The following is a 16,250-nucleotide window of genomic DNA, read 5'->3' as shown; positions in this document are numbered from 1 at the left end:
TCGGTTACAGCGCGGCCGCCGTGTCCTCCAGCGTCTTGACGATGTCCTCGGGGGTGCCCGAGCCGCCCATGAGGTTCACGACAGCCTGGTTGAGGGGCTGTCCGAATGTGGGGCCGAGGGCGCTGTCCAGCCAGAGCTGCACGTAGGACGACTCGGCGAGGGCGGTGGCGATCGTCTTGAGGTTCGGGTCGGTGACGCTGTCCGCGGCTTCCGGGTGCGTCGGGATGCCCGCACCGGTCTCCGCGAAGCGCTTCTGGACGTCGGCGCTCATGATGTACTTCAGCAGGTCGACGGCTTCCTCCGGTGCGTCCTTGTGGACACCCCAGCCGTCACCGCCGCCCATCGTGATGGTGGGGTCGCCGGCGGCGCCGGGGACGCTCGGGAAGGGGAACCAGCCGAGGAACCCGGGCACCTCGCCGTCCGCGGTGAGGGAGCCGATGGTGCCGGAGTTCCAGTGGCCCATGAGCTCCATCGCGGCGTTGCCGTTGGCGATGAGGCCCGCGGAGCTGTCGGCGCCCTGCTGCCCCGAGGCGGCGAGGAAGCCGGACTGGAACGGCTCGGTGGCCACGAAGTCCTGGAGGAGCTCACCGGCCTCGAGCCAGCACGGGTCGCTGAAGTCGAGGGCCGGGATGGCGGTCTCGAGCGTCTCGGTCGAGCACGCGGCGAGCGCGAACTGGTACCACCAGTGGCCCGCCGGCCAGAGGTCGCCGGCGCCGACGGCGATGGGCGCCACGCCGGCCTCCTTGAGCTTGCTGTTCGCGTCCTCGAGCTCGGGCAGCGTCTCGGGCAGGTCGGAGATGCCGGCCTGCTCGAAGAGGTCGGTGTTGTACCAGAAGCCCTCGACGCCGAACGTGAACGGCAGTGCGTACTGCTTGCCGTCGACCTCCCACGGCTTGACGGTGGCGCCGAGGGCCGCGATCTCGGCGGCGGCGACCTCGGTGAGGTCCATGAGGTGTCCGGCCTCGGCCTGCGAGCGCACTTCGCCGCCCGGCCAGACCATGAACACGTCGGGGGCGTCGCCGCTCTGCAGCGCGTTCGGGATGAGCGTGCGCTGGAGTTCCTCGTTCTGGTAGCCGGTGACCTCCACCGTGACGCCGGGGTTGGCCTCTTCGAACTCGGCGGCGACGTCCGCCCAGAGGCCCTGGAGGGGGTCGGAGGTGGCGTTGTGCCACCACGTGATGGTGACGCCGGCGTCGTCGCCGGTGTCGGTGCTGCCGGTACACCCGGTGAGGGCGGCGATCGCGAGACCGCCGGCCGCGACGCCCGCGGACAGCCTCGTCATGCTGCGTCTGTTCATCTTCGAACCTTTCGAAACTTTCGACTGCTACGTCGAAAAGTGATCTGGACGCCTTCAATATAGGAGTCAGAGGTTTTGAGGTCAAGAGCAACAAATACCGGGAGTTCGCTACAGTGGGCACGTGAGCCAGAGCGGACGGACCATCGAGTCCGTTCGTCGCGCCAATCTGGCGCATCTGCTCCGGATCGTCCATCTGCGCGGGCCGCAGTCGCGGGCGGCGCTGACGGAGGAGACCGGCCTCAACCGCTCGACCATCGCCGACCTGGTCGGCGAGCTCGTCCGCGTCGGCTGCGTGCACGAGCGCTCGCCGGATCCGTCGAACCGGGTGGGGCGGCCCTCGCCGGTCGTCGCCGTTGACCCGCAGGTCGTCGCGATCGCCGTCAACCCGGAGGTCGACGCGCTCGAGATCGCCGCGGTCGGCCTGGATCAGGGCATCCGCGCCGTCGAGCGGATCCCGCGCGACGAACTGCTCTCCCCCACCGACACGGCCCGGCTCGTCGCCGAGCAGGTGGAGCACTGGCGGCGCACCGACCTCGACGGAGCACGGATCGTCGGGGTGGGCCTCGCGGTCCCCGGCCTGGTGCGCGCGGCGGACGGACTCGTCCGCAACGCGCCGCACCTGCACTGGACCGACGCGCCGGTCCGCGATCTCGTCGCGGAGGCGACCGGGCTCCTCGTCACGGTCGGAAACGACGCCTCGCTCGGCGCGATCGCCGAGCATCTGTTCGGAGCGGCGAAGGAGCACGACGATGTCGTCTACCTCAACGGCGGCGCGAGCGGCATCGGCGGCGGGCTGATCGTCCAGGGGATGCCGGTGGGCGGCGTCGGCGGCTACGCCGGGGAATTCGGGCAGAACCGCCCCGGCATCGCGACCCTGGCCGACCGGCGCGCGCAGGGCGGGGTGCTCGAGGACGAAGTGCGCCGCGCGCGGCTCCTCGCGGCCATCGGACTGAGCCGCGCGGACGACCGTGAGCTCGGAGCGGCTCTCGCGGCCGCCACGGCCCCCGATGCGACGGCGGAGATCGAGCGGGAGCGCCGCATCCTGGCGACGGCCCTCGCGAACGCCGTCAACGTCCTCAATCCGTCGATCGTCGTGCTGGGCGGCTTCCTCGCGATCCTCGCCGACCTCGACATGCCCGGTCTCGTCGAAGCCGTGCGGGCGCAGTCGATGCCGGCGTGCGCCGAGGACCTCGACATCCGCGCGGCCGGGCTCGCCGAGCACCGCCTGCTCATCGGCGCCGCCGAGGCCGCCTTCGCGGAGCTGCTGAGCGACCCGACCGGGGTCAGCGTGGACCCGGGCGCACCGTCAGGTCGCTGATCACCGCGTCGCGAGGGAGGGTCAGCGCGGTCATCACCGCGTCGGCCACCGACTCCGGGTCGATGAACGCGCCGGGGTCGTAGTCGCGCCCCTCCTGCTCATGCACCCGCGCCTGCATGGGCGTGGCCGTGCGGCCCGGGTAGACGGTCGTGACCCGCACGCCGTGCGGCGCCTCCTCACCGCGCAGCGCATCGGCGAGCGCTTTCAGCCCGTGCTTCGAGGCGGCGTAGGCGCCCCAGCCCGGGTGCGCCGTCAGGCCGGCGCCGGAGTTGATGAAGAGCACCTGGCCACGCGCCGCGCGGATGCTCGGCAGCAGGACGCGGGTGAGTTCGGCCGGCGCGACGAGGTTCACGGTGAGCTGGTCGGTCCACGAGAGCAGGGGGGCGTCGGCGACCTCGCCGAGGTCGACGATGCCGGCGGCATGGATGACGGAATCGACGTGGCCCGGCAGGTCGGCCACGGCCGCCGCGATCTGCTCCGGCCGCGAAAGATCGGCCACGACGGCGCGGCTGCCGGGCAGCTCGGCCTCCACCTCGCTCGCGCGCCGGCGGTCGCGGGCGACGACGATGAGCCGGTCACCCCGGTCGAGGAGGCGCCGTGCGACGGCGAGGCCGATGCCGGAGCCGGCCCCGGTGAGGACGTGGATCTGGGTCATCCCGCCATCCTGCCACCGCGTCCCACGCGGCGCGGAACCGGGCGCCGACCCGGTCGGGGTCGCGCGAGTACCGGAAAAAGCTGGTAATGGCGCCTGTTCCCGCGCTAAGTTCGAGATGGATCTGCGAGCGCCTCGCGCTCCCGATGTCCCCAGCATCGGGATGCGGCCTTACCCCCCAGCATGGTCCACGGCGAGCGTTCTGGATCCGGGTTCCCCTCAAGAGCCGAGTTCTCCACGCGTGCTCCTGAGGGGAACCCTTCGCCGCAACACAGGGAGGCGACGTCCGGACGTCGCCTGTCTTCCCTGATCCCCCCAATGGGACGTCCTGAGGAGCTCCCCCCGGATGCTCACTCTTGGTCCCGGGCGCCACTCTAGCTTGTCCACCATATGGGGGACAAGATCGGCGGCCACGAATTTTCATAAGATGTGTGCAGCACGACGCGGCGATCTGGGACGACGCGACAACACAAGAAATCGCACTGGGGTGACGCATCCGCTGCATGGGGCAGCGGATGGGGGATTTCAGATGATGGGGACCCGATGCCAACCCGTACACAGACCGCCGTTCCAGCCGACAGCGACCTGACCTCCTCCTCCCGCGCGCGCAGGCGACTGCGCGCCCCCGGGATCCTCCTCGCCGCCACCGTCCTCTGCCTCATGACCGGGGTGGCCGCCCTGACGACATCCGACCCGCTGTGGTGGCACCTGCACTTCAGCCGCCTCGGGATGTTCGCCGACGCGTCGGGCGCCACGTTCAACGCCGGCGTCATCGCCTGCGGCGCGGTGACGGCCTCCACCGGCGTCTCTGCGCACGTGCGTCTGACCCGGGCCGCCGGCCGTGGAGCCGTCGGCGACGCCCGCGCCGTCCGCGTCACGCCCGTCCTGGTGGCGACGCTCGGGATCTGCCTGCTGCTGATCGGCGTCATCCCGCTCACCCTGAACGAGTTCCTGCATGAGCGCGCCGCGAACGGGGTCATCCTCGCCTTCGGCGCCCTGCAGCTCGTGACCCGCCGGTTCCTGCCGGAGCTCCCGCCGCACGTGCGCCGCGTGGGCGCCGTCGCGACGGTGCTCCTCGTCGCGGGCATCGCCGGAATGATCTCCGGCGTGATCAACCTGGCCCTGTACGAGGCGATGGCGTTCGGCGCGGTCCTGACCTGGCTCCACCTCCTGGAACGCGCAGTGTCCGGCCTCGCACGCACGCCCGAGGCGTCCGCCGCCCCGGCGGCGACCGCCGTCAGCGCAGCGCCTGCAGCTCCGCGAGGTCGCCGAAAACTTCGAGCCCGGCGCACGACGCGGTCCCCTCGAGCAGCACTGTCCCGTCCGGGCCGGTATGCCGCACCGCGACCCGCGCGTCGAGGGTCTCCTCGACCCGCCGGTGCATCGCCGTCCGCAGGGGTGCGTGCAGCAGCCCTCCGCGCACCCGCTCGGCATCCAGTTCCAGCAGACCGGCCGGCCCCTCGGCCGTCCAGCGCATGCGATGATCGTCGATCTCGAGCCGCGTGGTCCGGGAGCGGTTGTACGTCGTCCAGCGGTAGAGCGATCCGCCGTGCCGGAAACCCACGATCGACCCGCGGAAGCGCCCTCGCAGCCACGGGATGATCGCGACCGACGCGGTCAGCGATGCGCCCGCATCCGCGTCGATGTGGTTGCTCGCGAGCCACACGTAGCCGGCGGGGAACGCCCGCCCCCAGTCCTTCTCGCTGTAGCCGCGTCCGCCGTGGAACGACACCGGTGCGCCCTCGACCTGCAGCGTCCCGGCCAGATCGTGCCCGAACGAGATGAGGCCGTGGAAGCACTCCATGAGCGGCACGAGGCCGTACCAGCCCATGATGCCGGGCTCGCGCATGGTGACCGGCCAGGGATCCAGCGCCGTGGCCGCCTCGATCCGCCCGGAGAGCTGCGGCAGGTCGAGCGTGACGCCCTCCGCCGTGAACCGGTTCCCTCCGACGGAGACGTCGAACCGCCGGTCGGAGGCCGCGAAGTCGGCGACGTCGAAGCGGTGGTACCAGGAGCGGCCGGTGACACCGTCCAGCACCTGCACGAACGCCTCGTCGCGGGAGTCGCCGCCCGAGCCGGTGCCCCGGAAGATGCCGGGGATGACCGCCCAGCGGTGCGCACGGTCGGCGCTCACGAGCTTGATGTACCAGCCCTCGAAGAACCGCTGCGTGACGCCGTCGCCGTGATAGGCCTCGGGGTGTCGCACGCCGCGCAGGTACGCCGCCGGTGATCGCATGCTTCACCCTAGGCCCGGGCGTCGGGGGTGCGACGTACCCTTCGGGCGTGACGATCGGCGCGATGCCCGGCCCGTGCCTGCTCTGCGGCGCGGGCGACGGGGTGCGCGCCGCCGACGGCTGGCGGTGCGCCGTCTGCGGATGGCGAGCCGGCGACGTCCCGGACCCTGATCTGCCGCGGCCGCGCGTGGAGGTCGTGTACTACATCCGCTACGCCGATCGCGTGAAGATCGGGACCTCCTCGCGGCCCCGGCAGCGCCTGGCCACGCTGTGGCACGACGCGCTGCTCGCCTTCGAGCCCGGCGGGCGGGCGGTGGAGCAGGAGCGGCACCGGCAGTTCGCGGCGCTGCGGCTCGGCGGCGAATGGTTCCGCGCCGACGACGCGCTGCTCGACCACGCGGCGTCGATCGCGGCCGGGGAGGATCCGTGGCGCGCGTACGCGCGCTGGGTGGCGGCGGCCCTCAGTCCGTGACGGCGTCGAGCACGACGGTGCCGCCGGCCTCCCGGAGCCGGCGGAAGACGGCGCGCTCGAGCGGCGTCGTGTTGGGCTGGTGCAGCGTGAGCAGGAGCCCGCCGTCGAGAGTGCGCGCGATCATCCCGTGCCCGCCGTCCGCGGCCCAGATCGGGTCGGCATCCTGCAGCCACGGCCCCTCGATGCGCCCGCTCTCCGATCGGGCGATGCCCATCGCGTAGCCGGTGTCGCCGAAGCTCGACCACAGCATGAGCAGGGCGCCGTCGCGCGTGCGGTGCAGGAACGGCCCGTCGGTCACGTACGCGTCGACCCCCGGCGGCACCCGGGGATGGTCGACCCGGCGCGCCCACGGCGCCGCGGAGGCGCGGAAGAGGAGCCGTGGTTCGCCGATCGCCGCCCGCAGGTCGTCCGACAGGCGCTGTGCGACCACCTCGCCGTCGGTGACCTGCACCCACTCGTGGCAGTAGACGATCCATGGCCGGCCGCCGTCGTCGACATGCAGAGTTCCGTCGAGGCACTCCCAGTCACGGGGAGTCACGGGCCCGTCGCTCCAGGGTGCGTACGGCCCGGCCGGGGCGTCCGCCACGAGGATCTGCGTGCCGCGGCGCCGCCCCTCGGCCGTGAAGGTCGCGAACATGAAGAACCGGCCGCCGTGGAGGTGCACCTCGGGGGCCCAGTAGTTCCGGTCGCTCCAGAACCCCGCGGGCGGGCGGAAGGCGGGGATCGGGCCCTCCCATGCCTCGAGGTCGGTGCTCCGGTAGCAGTCGAACCCGGTCGCCGGCGGGTGCCAGATGTCGGCATCCGTGCTGCCGAAGAGGTAGTACGCGCCCTCGTCGGGGACGGTCAGCACGAAGGGATCCCGGATCTGGATGTCGGCGAGCGAGAGCGCGGTCACCCTCCCATGCATACCGGATGCCGCGGGTGTCGCGGGCAAGCACGGCGTGGCGCGTCCGTCAAGGCCGGGGCGCGGGAGTGCTCGTCCGGCCTATCGTGGCCGCACCGGAAGGGAGTGGCCGATGTCACAGAACGTGCGCAGGATGAACTGCCGACCCGAGGACGTCTTCGACGTGCTGCGCGACGGCTGGGTGTACCCGGTCTGGGTCGTCGGCGCCGCGCGGATGCGGGCCGTCGACGCCCTCTGGCCGCAGGCGGGCGCGAAGCTGCATCACTCGGTGGGCCCCTGGCCGATGCTCATCGACGACGTCACGGTGAGCGAGGAGTGGGAGCCGCCGCGTCGCATGGTCATGACGGCGCGGGGGTGGCCGATCGGCGAGGCGCGCGTCACGATCGAGGTGCGGCCGTCCGGCGACGCGCACTGCATCGTGCGGATCGGCGAGGATGCCGTCTCGGGGCCCGCCCGCGTCATCCCGAAGCCCATCCGGGATGTCCTGCTGCACGGGCGGAACACCGAGACGCTCCGCCGCCTCGCCTACCTGGCCGAGGGGCGCGCCCGCAGCGGGGTCGGCGGCACAGCCCCGGGCGAAGACCCCGACATCGAAACCGCGTCGGATCAGGCGCCGCCGCCGACGGCATCCTGAACGAGTTTGCACCCTAGGGCGCATGGTGCAATACTGCACCTCATGTCCCAGAGTGCAACACCGTCCCGCGAGAGCAAACGCACGATCACCACGCGCGCGCTCGTCCGGACCGCGCGGGCGTACGCCGCCGATCGCGGACTGAGCGGCTTCACGATCGAAGAGCTGTGCGCCGACGCGGGCGTGTCCCGCCGCACCTTCTTCAACTACTTCGCCTCCAAGGAGGATGCCGTCCTCGGCATGCCGCTCGTCCGCAACGACGAGGACGCCGTCGCGCGATTCCTGACGCGCCCACCCGTCGACGGCCCCGGCCTCTCGGCGTCCCTTCTGGACGATCTCGCCGTCCTCGCCGAGGCGCGCTGGCGCGATCTCGACATGGACCCGGACAGCGTCGCGCACCTCGTCGCGGCGGCCGAGAGGGAACCCCGCCTCGTCGGACGCATGGTGCAGCTCGAACTCGAGGGCGAAGCCCTGGACGCGGGCCTCGTCGCGCAGCGGGAGGACCTCCCGGCGGGCGATGTTCGCGCGCAGGTCGCGGCCCAGCTGATCGGCGCCATCGCGCGCGGCGCGACGCAGGAGTTCCTGACCTCGGCGGACTCCGAATCGTTCTCCGACATCCTCGCGCGCCGCATCCGGGCCGCGCGGGATCTCCTCACCCTCCCCTCCCCCTCGACAGGACCCCGCCCATGACGACGACCACCGTCCGCACCGCCCCGCGCGGCGCGGCTCCCCTCCTGCTGACGAAGCGGCGCATCTGGATCATCTTCTCGGCGCTCATTGCGGGCATGCTCCTCGCGAGCCTCGACCAGACGATCGTCTCCACCGCTATGCCGACGATCGTCGGCGAGCTCGGCGGGGTCTCGCACCAGGTCTGGATCACGACCGCCTACATCCTCGCGACGACGATCGTCATGCCGATCTACGGCAAGTTCGGCGACGTCCTCGGGCGCCGGCGGCTCTTCATGCTCGCCATCGCGATCTTCACCCTCGCCTCGGTCGGCTGCGCGTTCGCGACCGACTTCTGGATGTTCGTGGTCTTCCGGGCCCTCCAGGGTCTCGGCGGCGGCGGCCTCATGATCCTGTCGCAGGCGATCATCGCCGACATCGTCCCGGCATCCGAGCGCGGCAAGTACCTCGGCCCGCTCGGCGGCATCTTCGGGCTCGCCGCGATCGGCGGCCCGCTCCTCGGCGGCTTCTTCGTCGACCACCTGTCGTGGCAGTGGGCGTTCTACATCAACATCCCCGTCGGCGTCGCGGCGTTCCTCATCGCGGCGTTCGCGCTGCGCCTGCCGAACAAGCGGGCGGACAAGCCGATCGACTGGCTCGGCGTCCTGTTCCTCTCGGCCGCCACGACCTGCCTCATCTTCTTCACCGACTTCGGCGGCTCGGCCGACTTCGGCTGGGACTCGATGGCCACGTGGGCGTGGGGCCTGGGCCTCCTCGCGGCGGCGGCCGCGTTCGTCTTCACCGAGTCGCGCGCCGCCGACCCCATCATGCCGCTGTCGATGTTCCGCAACCCGGTGTTCGTCAACGCGACCGCGATCGGACTCGCGCTCGGCATCGGCATGTTCGCCGCGATCGGGTTCATCCCCACGTTCCTGCAGATGTCCTCGGGGACCTCGGCGGCGGCATCCGGTCTGCTCATGCTGCCGATGATGGTCGGCCTCCTGGGCACGTCGATCACATCGGGTCTGCTCATCACCAGGACCGGCCGCTACCGGCTGTTCCCGATCCTCGGCACGATCATCACCGGGATCGCGATGCTCGCGATGACGACGCTGACCGCGGCGACCCCCATCTGGCTGATCTGCGTCTACCTGTTCGTCTTCGGCGCCGGGCTGGGCCTCATCATGCAGGTCGTGGTGCTCGTCGTGCAGAACGCGGTGCCGGCGAGCGAGATCGGCACGGCGACCAGCACGAACAACTACTTCCGCGAGGTCGGCGCCGCGCTCGGCACCGCCGTCTTCGGCACGATCTTCACGACTCGCCTGACGGACAACCTCACATCGGTGTTCGCGGATGCCGGCGCGTCGGCCGCCCAGGCGGACCAGGCCGCCTCCACCATCGATCCGGCCGGACTGAGCGCGCTGCCGGACGCGGTGCGCGAACGCGTCGTGACGGCGTACGCGGACGCCCTCGCGCCGGTCTTCTGGTACCTCATCCCGTTCATCGCCGTCGCCCTCGTGCTCGCGATCTTCCTCAAGCAGATCCCGTTGTCGGACGTCGCGGGGCTCGTCGCGCGGGGAGAGGCCATCGGCGGTGAGGAGGCGGAGCGCCTCGAGGCGGAACAGCGCGCGGCGGCGGCGGAACGCTCCGGCGCACCCTCCGCATCCTGACCGTCCGCTCGGCGGACAGGGGAAGAGCCCTCGCGGACCGGGTGAACGGTCCGCGAGGGCTCTGTCGTCTGCGCCTCAGACGCGGTTGCCGGAACGACGCTTCGAGAACGCGATCCAGAGCAGCAGCACGATGACCGCACCGATGATGGAGCCGATGATGCCGGCCGGCTGCAGGAAGCCGTCGCCCGCGTCGGCGCCGAACAGCAGCTTGCCGAGGAAGCCGCCGACGAAGGAGCCGATGATTCCGAGCAGCATGGTCATGCCGATGCCCATGTTCTGCTTGCCGGGGACGAGCAGCCGCGCAAGGGCGCCGGCGATCAGTCCGATGATGATGATGCTGATGATGAGTCCGAGCATGTGTCTGCACCTTTCTTGATGGTGTTGGCGCGGACGACTTTCCTCCATCTGCGCGGGCACCGGTAGGCCCTTGATTTTGAGCCGGATTCGTGCGTATGGCGCCCGTCACATGCGGCTGTAGCGCGCCCGCGCGATGCAGAAGAGCCCGTACAGCATGAGCCCCGCCCCGACGATCCACAGCACGACAGCTCCGAACGGCAGGGCGGCGAGCGCGCGCAGCCCGGCATCCAATCCCCCCGCCGTCTCCGGATCCTGCGCCACGGCGGCGACGATCAGCAGGATGCCCGTCGCGCCGATCGCCAGCCCCTTCGCGACGTAGCCGGCGATGCCGAGGGCGACGATCCCGCGCCGCGCCGTGCCGGAGGGGAGGTCGAGGTGCTTCTCGAACGCCCGCGTGATGCCGCGGATGATGAACGCCGCGCCGATGGCGGCCACCCCGAGACCGACGATGACCAGCAGGAACACGCCGCCCGGCGTCGAGATCAGGCGGCCGCTGAAGGTCTCCGCCGAGTCCGCGAACCCCGACCGGGAGCCCACCGCGACGCCGACCGCCGTCACCGCGATGGCGACGTAGGCGGCCGCCGTGCCGAGGAACTTGGCGCGGTGCGCCCAGGCCTTCTTCGCGTCCGGGTCACGCTCGAGCAGAGCCTCGGCGATCTGCCACGCGGCGAGGGCCAGCAGGCCGACGGCGATGATCCAGAGGATCACGACGCCGGCGGGCGTGCTGCGGATCTGCCCCATCGCGCCGCCCTGGTCGGCCTCGCCCCCGCCGCCGGTCGCGATCGAGATCGCGATGCCGCCGATCACGATGTGCAGGATGCCGAGCACGACGTATCCCACCCGGGCGAGGCGGCGGAACACCGACGAATCCTGCGCCGCGCGGGCGGCGTCCTGAGGTGTGCTCATCCGCGAAGCGTAATCCACGCCGGGGTCGCCGCCGGGATGGGGTCGCGTCGCGCCGCCTCGCGCGCGTCGAGGCGACCAGGGGTGACACCTTTCCGCCGAAGCCCGGCGGGGCGCAGCGGAATGGGGGCGCTTCGCGCCGCTTCGCGCGCGTCGAGGCGACCGGAGGTGACACCTTTGCGACGAAGCCCGGCGCGCCGCAGCGCGTCAGTCGGCGAACGGGCGGCGGATGCGGGGCGCCGGGGCGGGCGGGACCTCCTTGGCCGCGACGATGTCGGTCACGCGGATCCGCTCGACCCCGCGCGTGCCGTCGACGACGACCGTCTCGGCATCCGCGCTGAGGAGTTCGCCCAGCGCGTCGGTCGCCTGCCCGGTCGGCAGCAGGTAGCGCACGACGACGCGGCGTCCCGGCGCGGGGAGGTTCACCATGCGCCGGGCGCGTAGTCCTTGAGGAACACGCCGAACAGGTCCTCGCCGGCCTCGCCGCGCACGATGGGGTCGTAGACGCGCGCGGCCCCGTCGACGAGGTCGAGCGGGGCGTGGAAGCCCTCCTCCGCGAGGCGCACCTTGGTGGGGTGCGGGCGTTCGTCGGTGATCCAGCCTGTGTCGACGCTCGTCATGAGGATGCCGTCGGTCTCGAACATCTCGCGTGCGCTCGTGCGCGTCAGCATGTTGACGGCGGCCTTGGCCATGTTCGTGTGCGGGTGGCCGGGTCCCTTGTACCCGCGGCCGAACACGCCCTCCATCGCGCTGACGTTGACGACGTACGTGCGGCGGGCCGGGCTCGCGGCCAGCGAGGGCCGCAGCTTCGAGACGAGCAGGAACGGCGCGGTCGTGTTGGCCAGCTGCACCTCGAGCATCTCGAGCGGGTCGACGTCGCCGACGCGCTGCGTCCAGGAGTTGACGTCGTGCAGGTCGGGGATGAGACCCCCCGCATCGATCGCCGTGCCCGCGGCGAGGCGCTCCAGCGAGCTGGAGCCGGCGGCCATCGCCTGTTCGGTGAGCTCGTCGGCGCGCGAGGCCGCCGCCGCGAGGATCGGGTGGGCGGTCACCGACCGCTCGAGGGCCTGCGGATGCTGGTCGTTGGTGTGCCCGAACGTGACGAGCTCGGGCAGCGGGCCGTGCGGCAGCGGAGCGAGCTCCGCGTCCACGAGCGGCTGGTACGCGCCGGGCGAGCGTCGCACGGTCTGCGTCGCGTTGTTGATGAGGATGTCGAGGGTGCCGGCCGCCGCGACGTCGTCGGCCAGGCCGATCACCTGGGCGGGATCGCGCAGGTCGATCCCGACGATCTTCAGTCGATCGATCCACTCCGTCGCGTCGGGGAGGCTGCTGAAGCGGCGCACCGCGTCGCGCGGGAAGCGGGTCGTGATGGTCGTGTGGGCGCCGTCACGGAGCAGGCGCAGCGCGATGTACATGCCGATCTTCGCGCGTCCGCCGGTCAGCAGCGCGCGCCGGCCGGTCAGGTCGGTACGCGCTTCGCGCTTCGCGTGGCTCATCGCCGCGCAGGAGGGGCAGAGCTGATGGTAGAACGCGTCGACGAGCGTGTAGGGCTGCTTGCAGATGTAGCAGCCGCGCGCCTTGCGGAGTGTGCCGGCGGTCGGCGCGGTGGTGGCGGTGCTGATCGGGATGCCGCGGGTCTCATCGTCGATGCGGTCGGCGGCACCCGTCGCCGTCGCGGCGACGACCTCGCGATCGGCCTGCGCGATCGCGTCGCGGATCTCCCGGCGCCGCACGCGCTTCGCGGCCTTGAACATGTGCGCGGTGGCGCGACGGACGGTGATGAAGTCGGGGTGCGACTGGTCCACATCGGCGATCTCGCGGAGCACCTTGAGCGTGACGGCGAGCTCGTCCGGGTCGATGCCGCTGGGCAGGTCGGTGAGGGAAGAGGTCTCGGGAGGCACACGCGATTCTACGTCGGGCCGGATGGGCGGAACCTGTTACCGTGCCACGGTGAGCTCACCGACCGCCGGCACCCGCCGCATCCACGTCTCGGCGGCGGTGATCCGCGACGACGAGGGTCGTCTCCTGCTCGTCCGCAAGGCCGGGACCACGGCGTTCATGCAGCCCGGCGGAAAACCGGAGCCCGGCGAGACGGCCAGCGAGACACTGAGCCGCGAGCTCGCCGAGGAACTCGGCATCCACGTCGCGGCGGACGCGCTGCGCGGGTTGGGGTCCTTCACCGCGGCCGCCGCGAACGAACCCGGGTTCGTCGTCGTCGCCGACGTCTTCGCCGCCGACATCGGCGACCAGCAGCCCGCGGTCGGAGCGGAGATCGCCGAGCTCGCGTGGGTGGGCCCGGGCGAGGCGGACCGCTTCGAGATCGCTCCGCTCGCCCGGGAGTACTTCCTCCCCCGCTGAGCGGCGGCCGTCACCGCCCCCCTCCGCCGTGCTGGCGGGGCGGCGTGTCACAGCACCTGCGGTCGTCGCCGGGGCGACCGGCATCCACTGTGACACTCGCGCGTGGCATGTCACAGCACCGGTGGGTATCGCCGGGCACACCCGCAAGAGCTGTGACACCCCGCCGCGACCACACCAATCGCTTCGCCCCCACCCCGGACTTCGTCATCGACGTCGGCGACGACGGGTACGGGTTCCTCAACCACGACAAGTTCCAGGCCGGTTTCGCCGCCGATGTCAGTGACGCGGATGCCGCCTTCCTCCGCGACACGCAGGTGCCGATCAACATGTCGGTCTTCGGGACCGTCGTCCAGAACGCCGCGTGGCGCGACAAGCCGAGCTGGGCCGTCATCGCGCAGGACGACAAGTCGTTCGACCAGGCGATGCTGCAGCACATGGCGACGCGGGCGGGCGCACGGATCACCACGGTGCCCGCGAGCCACGCGCTCTACGTCACCCAGCCGCAGACCGTCGCGGACGTGATCACCGCGGCGGCACAGGCCAGCGCGGTGGGGGTCCCGCACACCGCTTGAGCGCTCCGCCGGAGTCGGTTCGGGCGAAGCGCCCGAACCGACCTGCGGTCAGGCCGCGGCTTGCGCGGCGTGCTCTCGCGCTGCGAGGGCGGCGCCCATCCGCTCGATGGCCGCGGCCATCAGGGGACGCGGAAGGGCGAACACGAACCGCGTGTGTCCGATCGCCGCCTCCCCGCAGGCCGCGCCGTCGGTCATGGCCACACCGGCGTGCTCACGGAACCAGACGGCGAGATCGCCCTCGATGCCGTACGCGCGGAAGTCGATGAGGGCGATGTAGGTGCCCTCCGGCATCCTCATCCGCGCGCGCGGGAGGTGGGTGGCGACGAGTTCCGCCAGGAGGCGCCGGTTTCCATCGAGGTAGTCGACGACGGTGTCCAGCCATTGCCCGCCGGCGGAGTACGCGGCCGTGTTGGCGAGCACGCCGAGGGTTGCGGTACCGTGGCCGGCCCAGAAGCCGAACGACTCCCACGCCGCGGCATCCGCATCGTTCGAGAGGATCACCTGCGCACACTTGAGGCCGGCGAGGTTCCAAGCCTTGGACGCGGAGGCCGCCGTGAGGGTGTGCGAGGCCGCAGCCTCGGACACCGACGCGTACGGCACATGGGAAGCGGGCGCATAGACGAGCGGTGCGTGGATCTCGTCCGAGAAGACGCGTCCACCCTTCGCCGCCACCACGTCCGCCAAGGCGGCCAGCTCGTCCCTGGTGAACACGGTTCCCAGCGGGTTGTGCGGGTTGCACAGCACGACGAGACCGGCGCCGTCGTCGAAGCCTCGCGCGATGCCCTCGAGGTCCATCGTCATTCGACCGTCCACCTCGATGCTCGGCACCTCGATCACCCGTCGTCCGAGCATGGGCGGCACCATGAGGAACGGCATGTAGGCGGGCGTCGGCACGATGACGGCCGAGCCCGGCTCGGTGAACCGCTCGATCGACAGCTCGAACGCGGCGATCACATCGGGCATGTGGTGCACACGGTCGGCGGGGACGTCCCAGCCGTAGGCCTCGCTGTACCACGTCGCCGTCGCCAGCGACATCTCGGCGGCGACCTGCGGCGGAAGGTAGCCGGTGACGCCTCGATCGACGGCGGACTTGATCGCGCCGCTGATGGCGGGCGCCAAGCCGAAGTCCATCTCGGCGACGAAGGCTCCGATCGTGCCGGGGAACATCGTCCATTTGACGCTGCCCGCGTCGCGGAGTTCCGTCTCGGTGATGGCGTCGAAGTCGATTCTGGGCACGCTGTCTTCCTCTCTGGGGTGGCGGGTCACTGCTCGGCTCCGTCGCCGTCCTCGGAGCTCGCGAGCTCGTTCAGGTAGTTGTAGATGGTGAACCGGCTGACGTCGAGCGATTCGGCGATCATCTCCACCGCCTCCCGCAGAAGGAAGAGCCCACGCGCCTTGAGCTTGGCGACGACCTGGAGCTTGTGCTCCTTCTTCATCTGCGAGACGGGAATGCCGACAGCCGTGATCGTCTGATGGATGAGGTACGACGCCAGCTCGTCGACGTCGCGGACGAACATCTCCTTCGACTCCGCTGTCGAGGTCGACGGGAGCGCGACCGGCCGGTCCCCCTCCTTCATGCCGGCCACCGACACCATCGCGTCGGCGACCTGCTTGATCGCCATCCACGCCGAGATGTCGGTGTTGATGCACAGCGCGGCGACGGGATGGCCTGCGACGTCGCGGATGATCATGGTCGAGGACCGCATCCGACGGCCGTCCGAGAGGACCGTCTCATAGCCGAGGTCGTGCTCGGCGAACCCGGCGACGGCCTGCTCCAGGAGAAGGTCCGTAGACGGATCGCCGACGCGACGTCCCGTGACATCGCCGAACACCGCGACGATCGAGTTCGGCAGCAGGCTCAGGTCATGGAGCACGACTTCGCTCGATGTCGGCAGCGCGCGTCCGATCGGCTCGACGAGGCGCGAGAACACGGTGATCAGCCGTTCGCCGTCGAGCGTGCGGCGCGGCGCGCGGAAGTCGGCGATGTCGCCGCCGAGCGCGGGGGTGGAGTCAGCCACGGTTGTCTCCTGGGGTGTGTGACGAGGTGTGGATGTATCTCAACACATTGTTGCGCTGTTCTGCCACATCTTTTCGTGGGTTGAAGAACCAATGAACGGTACTGCGCGCGATCAATCCGGTCTTTATGCCTGATCAATAGATCTTTCTGCGGACGCTGAAACTGACCGGGATTGGCAGCGCTCAGGATCCACGCCTTG

Annotated in this window: 18 protein-coding genes; 7 read left to right on the top strand and 11 right to left on the bottom strand. The window is 71.1% G+C overall.

Features of this window, described 5'->3' with window-relative positions:
- Nucleotides 1-4: 4 nt before the first annotated feature.
- Nucleotides 5-1,282: an extracellular solute-binding protein gene (locus tag MSA03_RS02570; protein WP_244946294.1), complete on the bottom strand. Its 1,278-nt coding sequence runs from the start codon at nucleotides 1,280-1,282 to the stop codon at nucleotides 5-7.
- A gap of 136 nt (nucleotides 1,283-1,418) precedes the next feature.
- Here MSA03_RS02570 and MSA03_RS02565 point away from each other — a divergent pair, with 136 nt between their 5' ends.
- Nucleotides 1,419-2,615, top strand: a complete 1,197-nt coding sequence (locus MSA03_RS02565; protein ID WP_147049541.1) for an ROK family protein — start codon at nucleotides 1,419-1,421, stop codon at nucleotides 2,613-2,615.
- Here the strand turns inward: MSA03_RS02565 and MSA03_RS02560 are convergent.
- The 3 genes from MSA03_RS02560 to MSA03_RS02550 form a co-directional block, all read right to left on the bottom strand.
- A complete protein-coding gene (locus MSA03_RS02560; protein WP_147049540.1) occupies nucleotides 2,581-3,270 on the bottom strand; it encodes an SDR family oxidoreductase in 690 nt (229 codons plus the stop codon). The two genes, MSA03_RS02565 and MSA03_RS02560, sit on opposite strands and share 35 nt — an antisense overlap.
- A 522-nt stretch (nucleotides 3,271-3,792) precedes the next feature.
- On the bottom strand, nucleotides 3,793-4,434 hold the full coding sequence (locus tag MSA03_RS02555; RefSeq protein ID WP_147049539.1) for a hypothetical protein: 642 nt from the start codon (nucleotides 4,432-4,434) through the stop codon (nucleotides 3,793-3,795).
- Between the two features lie 70 nt (nucleotides 4,435-4,504).
- Complete coding sequence (locus MSA03_RS02550; protein ID WP_147049538.1) at nucleotides 4,505-5,503, bottom strand: tocopherol cyclase family protein; 999 nt, start codon at nucleotides 5,501-5,503, stop codon at nucleotides 4,505-4,507.
- Nucleotides 5,504-5,550: 47 nt separating this feature from the next.
- On the opposite strand from MSA03_RS02550, the gene MSA03_RS02545 reads away from it, so the two are divergent.
- The gene (locus MSA03_RS02545) at nucleotides 5,551-5,973 is read left to right on the top strand and encodes a GIY-YIG nuclease family protein (RefSeq protein ID WP_244946293.1); all 423 of its coding nucleotides are present in this window, start codon (nucleotides 5,551-5,553) and stop codon (nucleotides 5,971-5,973) included.
- On the opposite strand, the gene MSA03_RS02540 is transcribed toward MSA03_RS02545, so the two are convergent.
- A complete protein-coding gene (locus MSA03_RS02540; RefSeq protein WP_244946292.1) occupies nucleotides 5,963-6,868 on the bottom strand; it encodes a glycoside hydrolase family 43 protein in 906 nt (301 codons plus the stop codon). The genes MSA03_RS02545 and MSA03_RS02540 overlap by 11 nt on opposite strands.
- 142 nt (nucleotides 6,869-7,010) lie before the next feature.
- On the opposite strand from MSA03_RS02540, the gene MSA03_RS02535 reads away from it, so the two are divergent.
- From MSA03_RS02535 to MSA03_RS02525, 3 genes are read left to right on the top strand one after another with little or no spacing between them, the layout of a single operon-like run.
- Nucleotides 7,011-7,511, top strand: coding sequence for an SRPBCC family protein (locus MSA03_RS02535; RefSeq protein WP_371863054.1), 501 nt, complete (start codon nucleotides 7,011-7,013; stop codon nucleotides 7,509-7,511).
- 42 nt (nucleotides 7,512-7,553) lie between these two features.
- Complete coding sequence (locus MSA03_RS02530) at nucleotides 7,554-8,198, top strand: TetR/AcrR family transcriptional regulator (protein WP_147049535.1); 645 nt, start codon at nucleotides 7,554-7,556, stop codon at nucleotides 8,196-8,198.
- Nucleotides 8,195-9,844: an MDR family MFS transporter gene (locus tag MSA03_RS02525; protein WP_147049534.1), complete on the top strand. Its 1,650-nt coding sequence runs from the start codon at nucleotides 8,195-8,197 to the stop codon at nucleotides 9,842-9,844. Before MSA03_RS02530 ends, MSA03_RS02525 begins: the two co-directional genes overlap by 4 nt.
- Nucleotides 9,845-9,919: 75 nt before the next feature.
- Here the strand turns inward: MSA03_RS02525 and MSA03_RS02520 are convergent, their stop codons facing one another.
- The 4 genes from MSA03_RS02520 to MSA03_RS02505 form a co-directional block, all read right to left on the bottom strand.
- Nucleotides 9,920-10,201, bottom strand: a complete 282-nt coding sequence (locus MSA03_RS02520; RefSeq protein WP_028496597.1) for a GlsB/YeaQ/YmgE family stress response membrane protein — start codon at nucleotides 10,199-10,201, stop codon at nucleotides 9,920-9,922.
- A 105-nt stretch (nucleotides 10,202-10,306) separates the two neighbouring features.
- The gene (locus MSA03_RS02515; protein WP_147049533.1) at nucleotides 10,307-11,107 is read right to left on the bottom strand and encodes a DUF1206 domain-containing protein; all 801 of its coding nucleotides are present in this window, start codon (nucleotides 11,105-11,107) and stop codon (nucleotides 10,307-10,309) included.
- Between the two features lie 204 nt (nucleotides 11,108-11,311).
- Complete coding sequence (locus tag MSA03_RS02510) at nucleotides 11,312-11,533, bottom strand: putative acetyltransferase (RefSeq protein WP_147049532.1); 222 nt, start codon at nucleotides 11,531-11,533, stop codon at nucleotides 11,312-11,314.
- On the bottom strand, nucleotides 11,527-13,005 hold the full coding sequence (locus MSA03_RS02505) for an SDR family oxidoreductase (protein WP_147049531.1): 1,479 nt from the start codon (nucleotides 13,003-13,005) through the stop codon (nucleotides 11,527-11,529). Before MSA03_RS02505 ends, MSA03_RS02510 begins: the two co-directional genes overlap by 7 nt.
- 49 nt (nucleotides 13,006-13,054) lie before the next feature.
- Between MSA03_RS02505 and MSA03_RS02500 the strand changes: the two genes are divergently transcribed.
- Both MSA03_RS02500 and MSA03_RS02495 read left to right on the top strand, forming a co-directional pair.
- Nucleotides 13,055-13,462 carry an NUDIX hydrolase gene (locus tag MSA03_RS02500; protein WP_244946291.1) on the top strand — a complete coding sequence of 136 codons (408 nt, stop codon included), beginning with the start codon at nucleotides 13,055-13,057 and terminating at the stop codon, nucleotides 13,460-13,462.
- 152 nt (nucleotides 13,463-13,614) lie between these two features.
- Nucleotides 13,615-14,034: an alpha/beta fold hydrolase gene (locus tag MSA03_RS02495; protein ID WP_244946290.1), complete on the top strand. Its 420-nt coding sequence runs from the start codon at nucleotides 13,615-13,617 to the stop codon at nucleotides 14,032-14,034.
- A gap of 48 nt (nucleotides 14,035-14,082) precedes the next feature.
- Here the strand turns inward: MSA03_RS02495 and MSA03_RS02490 are convergent, their stop codons facing one another.
- A complete protein-coding gene (locus MSA03_RS02490; protein WP_244946289.1) occupies nucleotides 14,083-15,270 on the bottom strand; it encodes a MalY/PatB family protein in 1,188 nt (395 codons plus the stop codon).
- A 26-nt stretch (nucleotides 15,271-15,296) separates the two neighbouring features.
- Nucleotides 15,297-16,052: a helix-turn-helix transcriptional regulator gene (locus MSA03_RS02485; protein ID WP_147049529.1), complete on the bottom strand. Its 756-nt coding sequence runs from the start codon at nucleotides 16,050-16,052 to the stop codon at nucleotides 15,297-15,299.
- Nucleotides 16,053-16,250: the final 198 nt, after the last annotated feature.

The organism is Microbacterium saccharophilum, assembly GCF_007992455.1.
GTDB classification, from domain to species: domain Bacteria; phylum Actinomycetota; class Actinomycetes; order Actinomycetales; family Microbacteriaceae; genus Microbacterium; species Microbacterium saccharophilum.
Note: the sequence above shows the minus strand (reverse complement) of the source record. Positions and strands in the feature narration are given on the sequence as shown.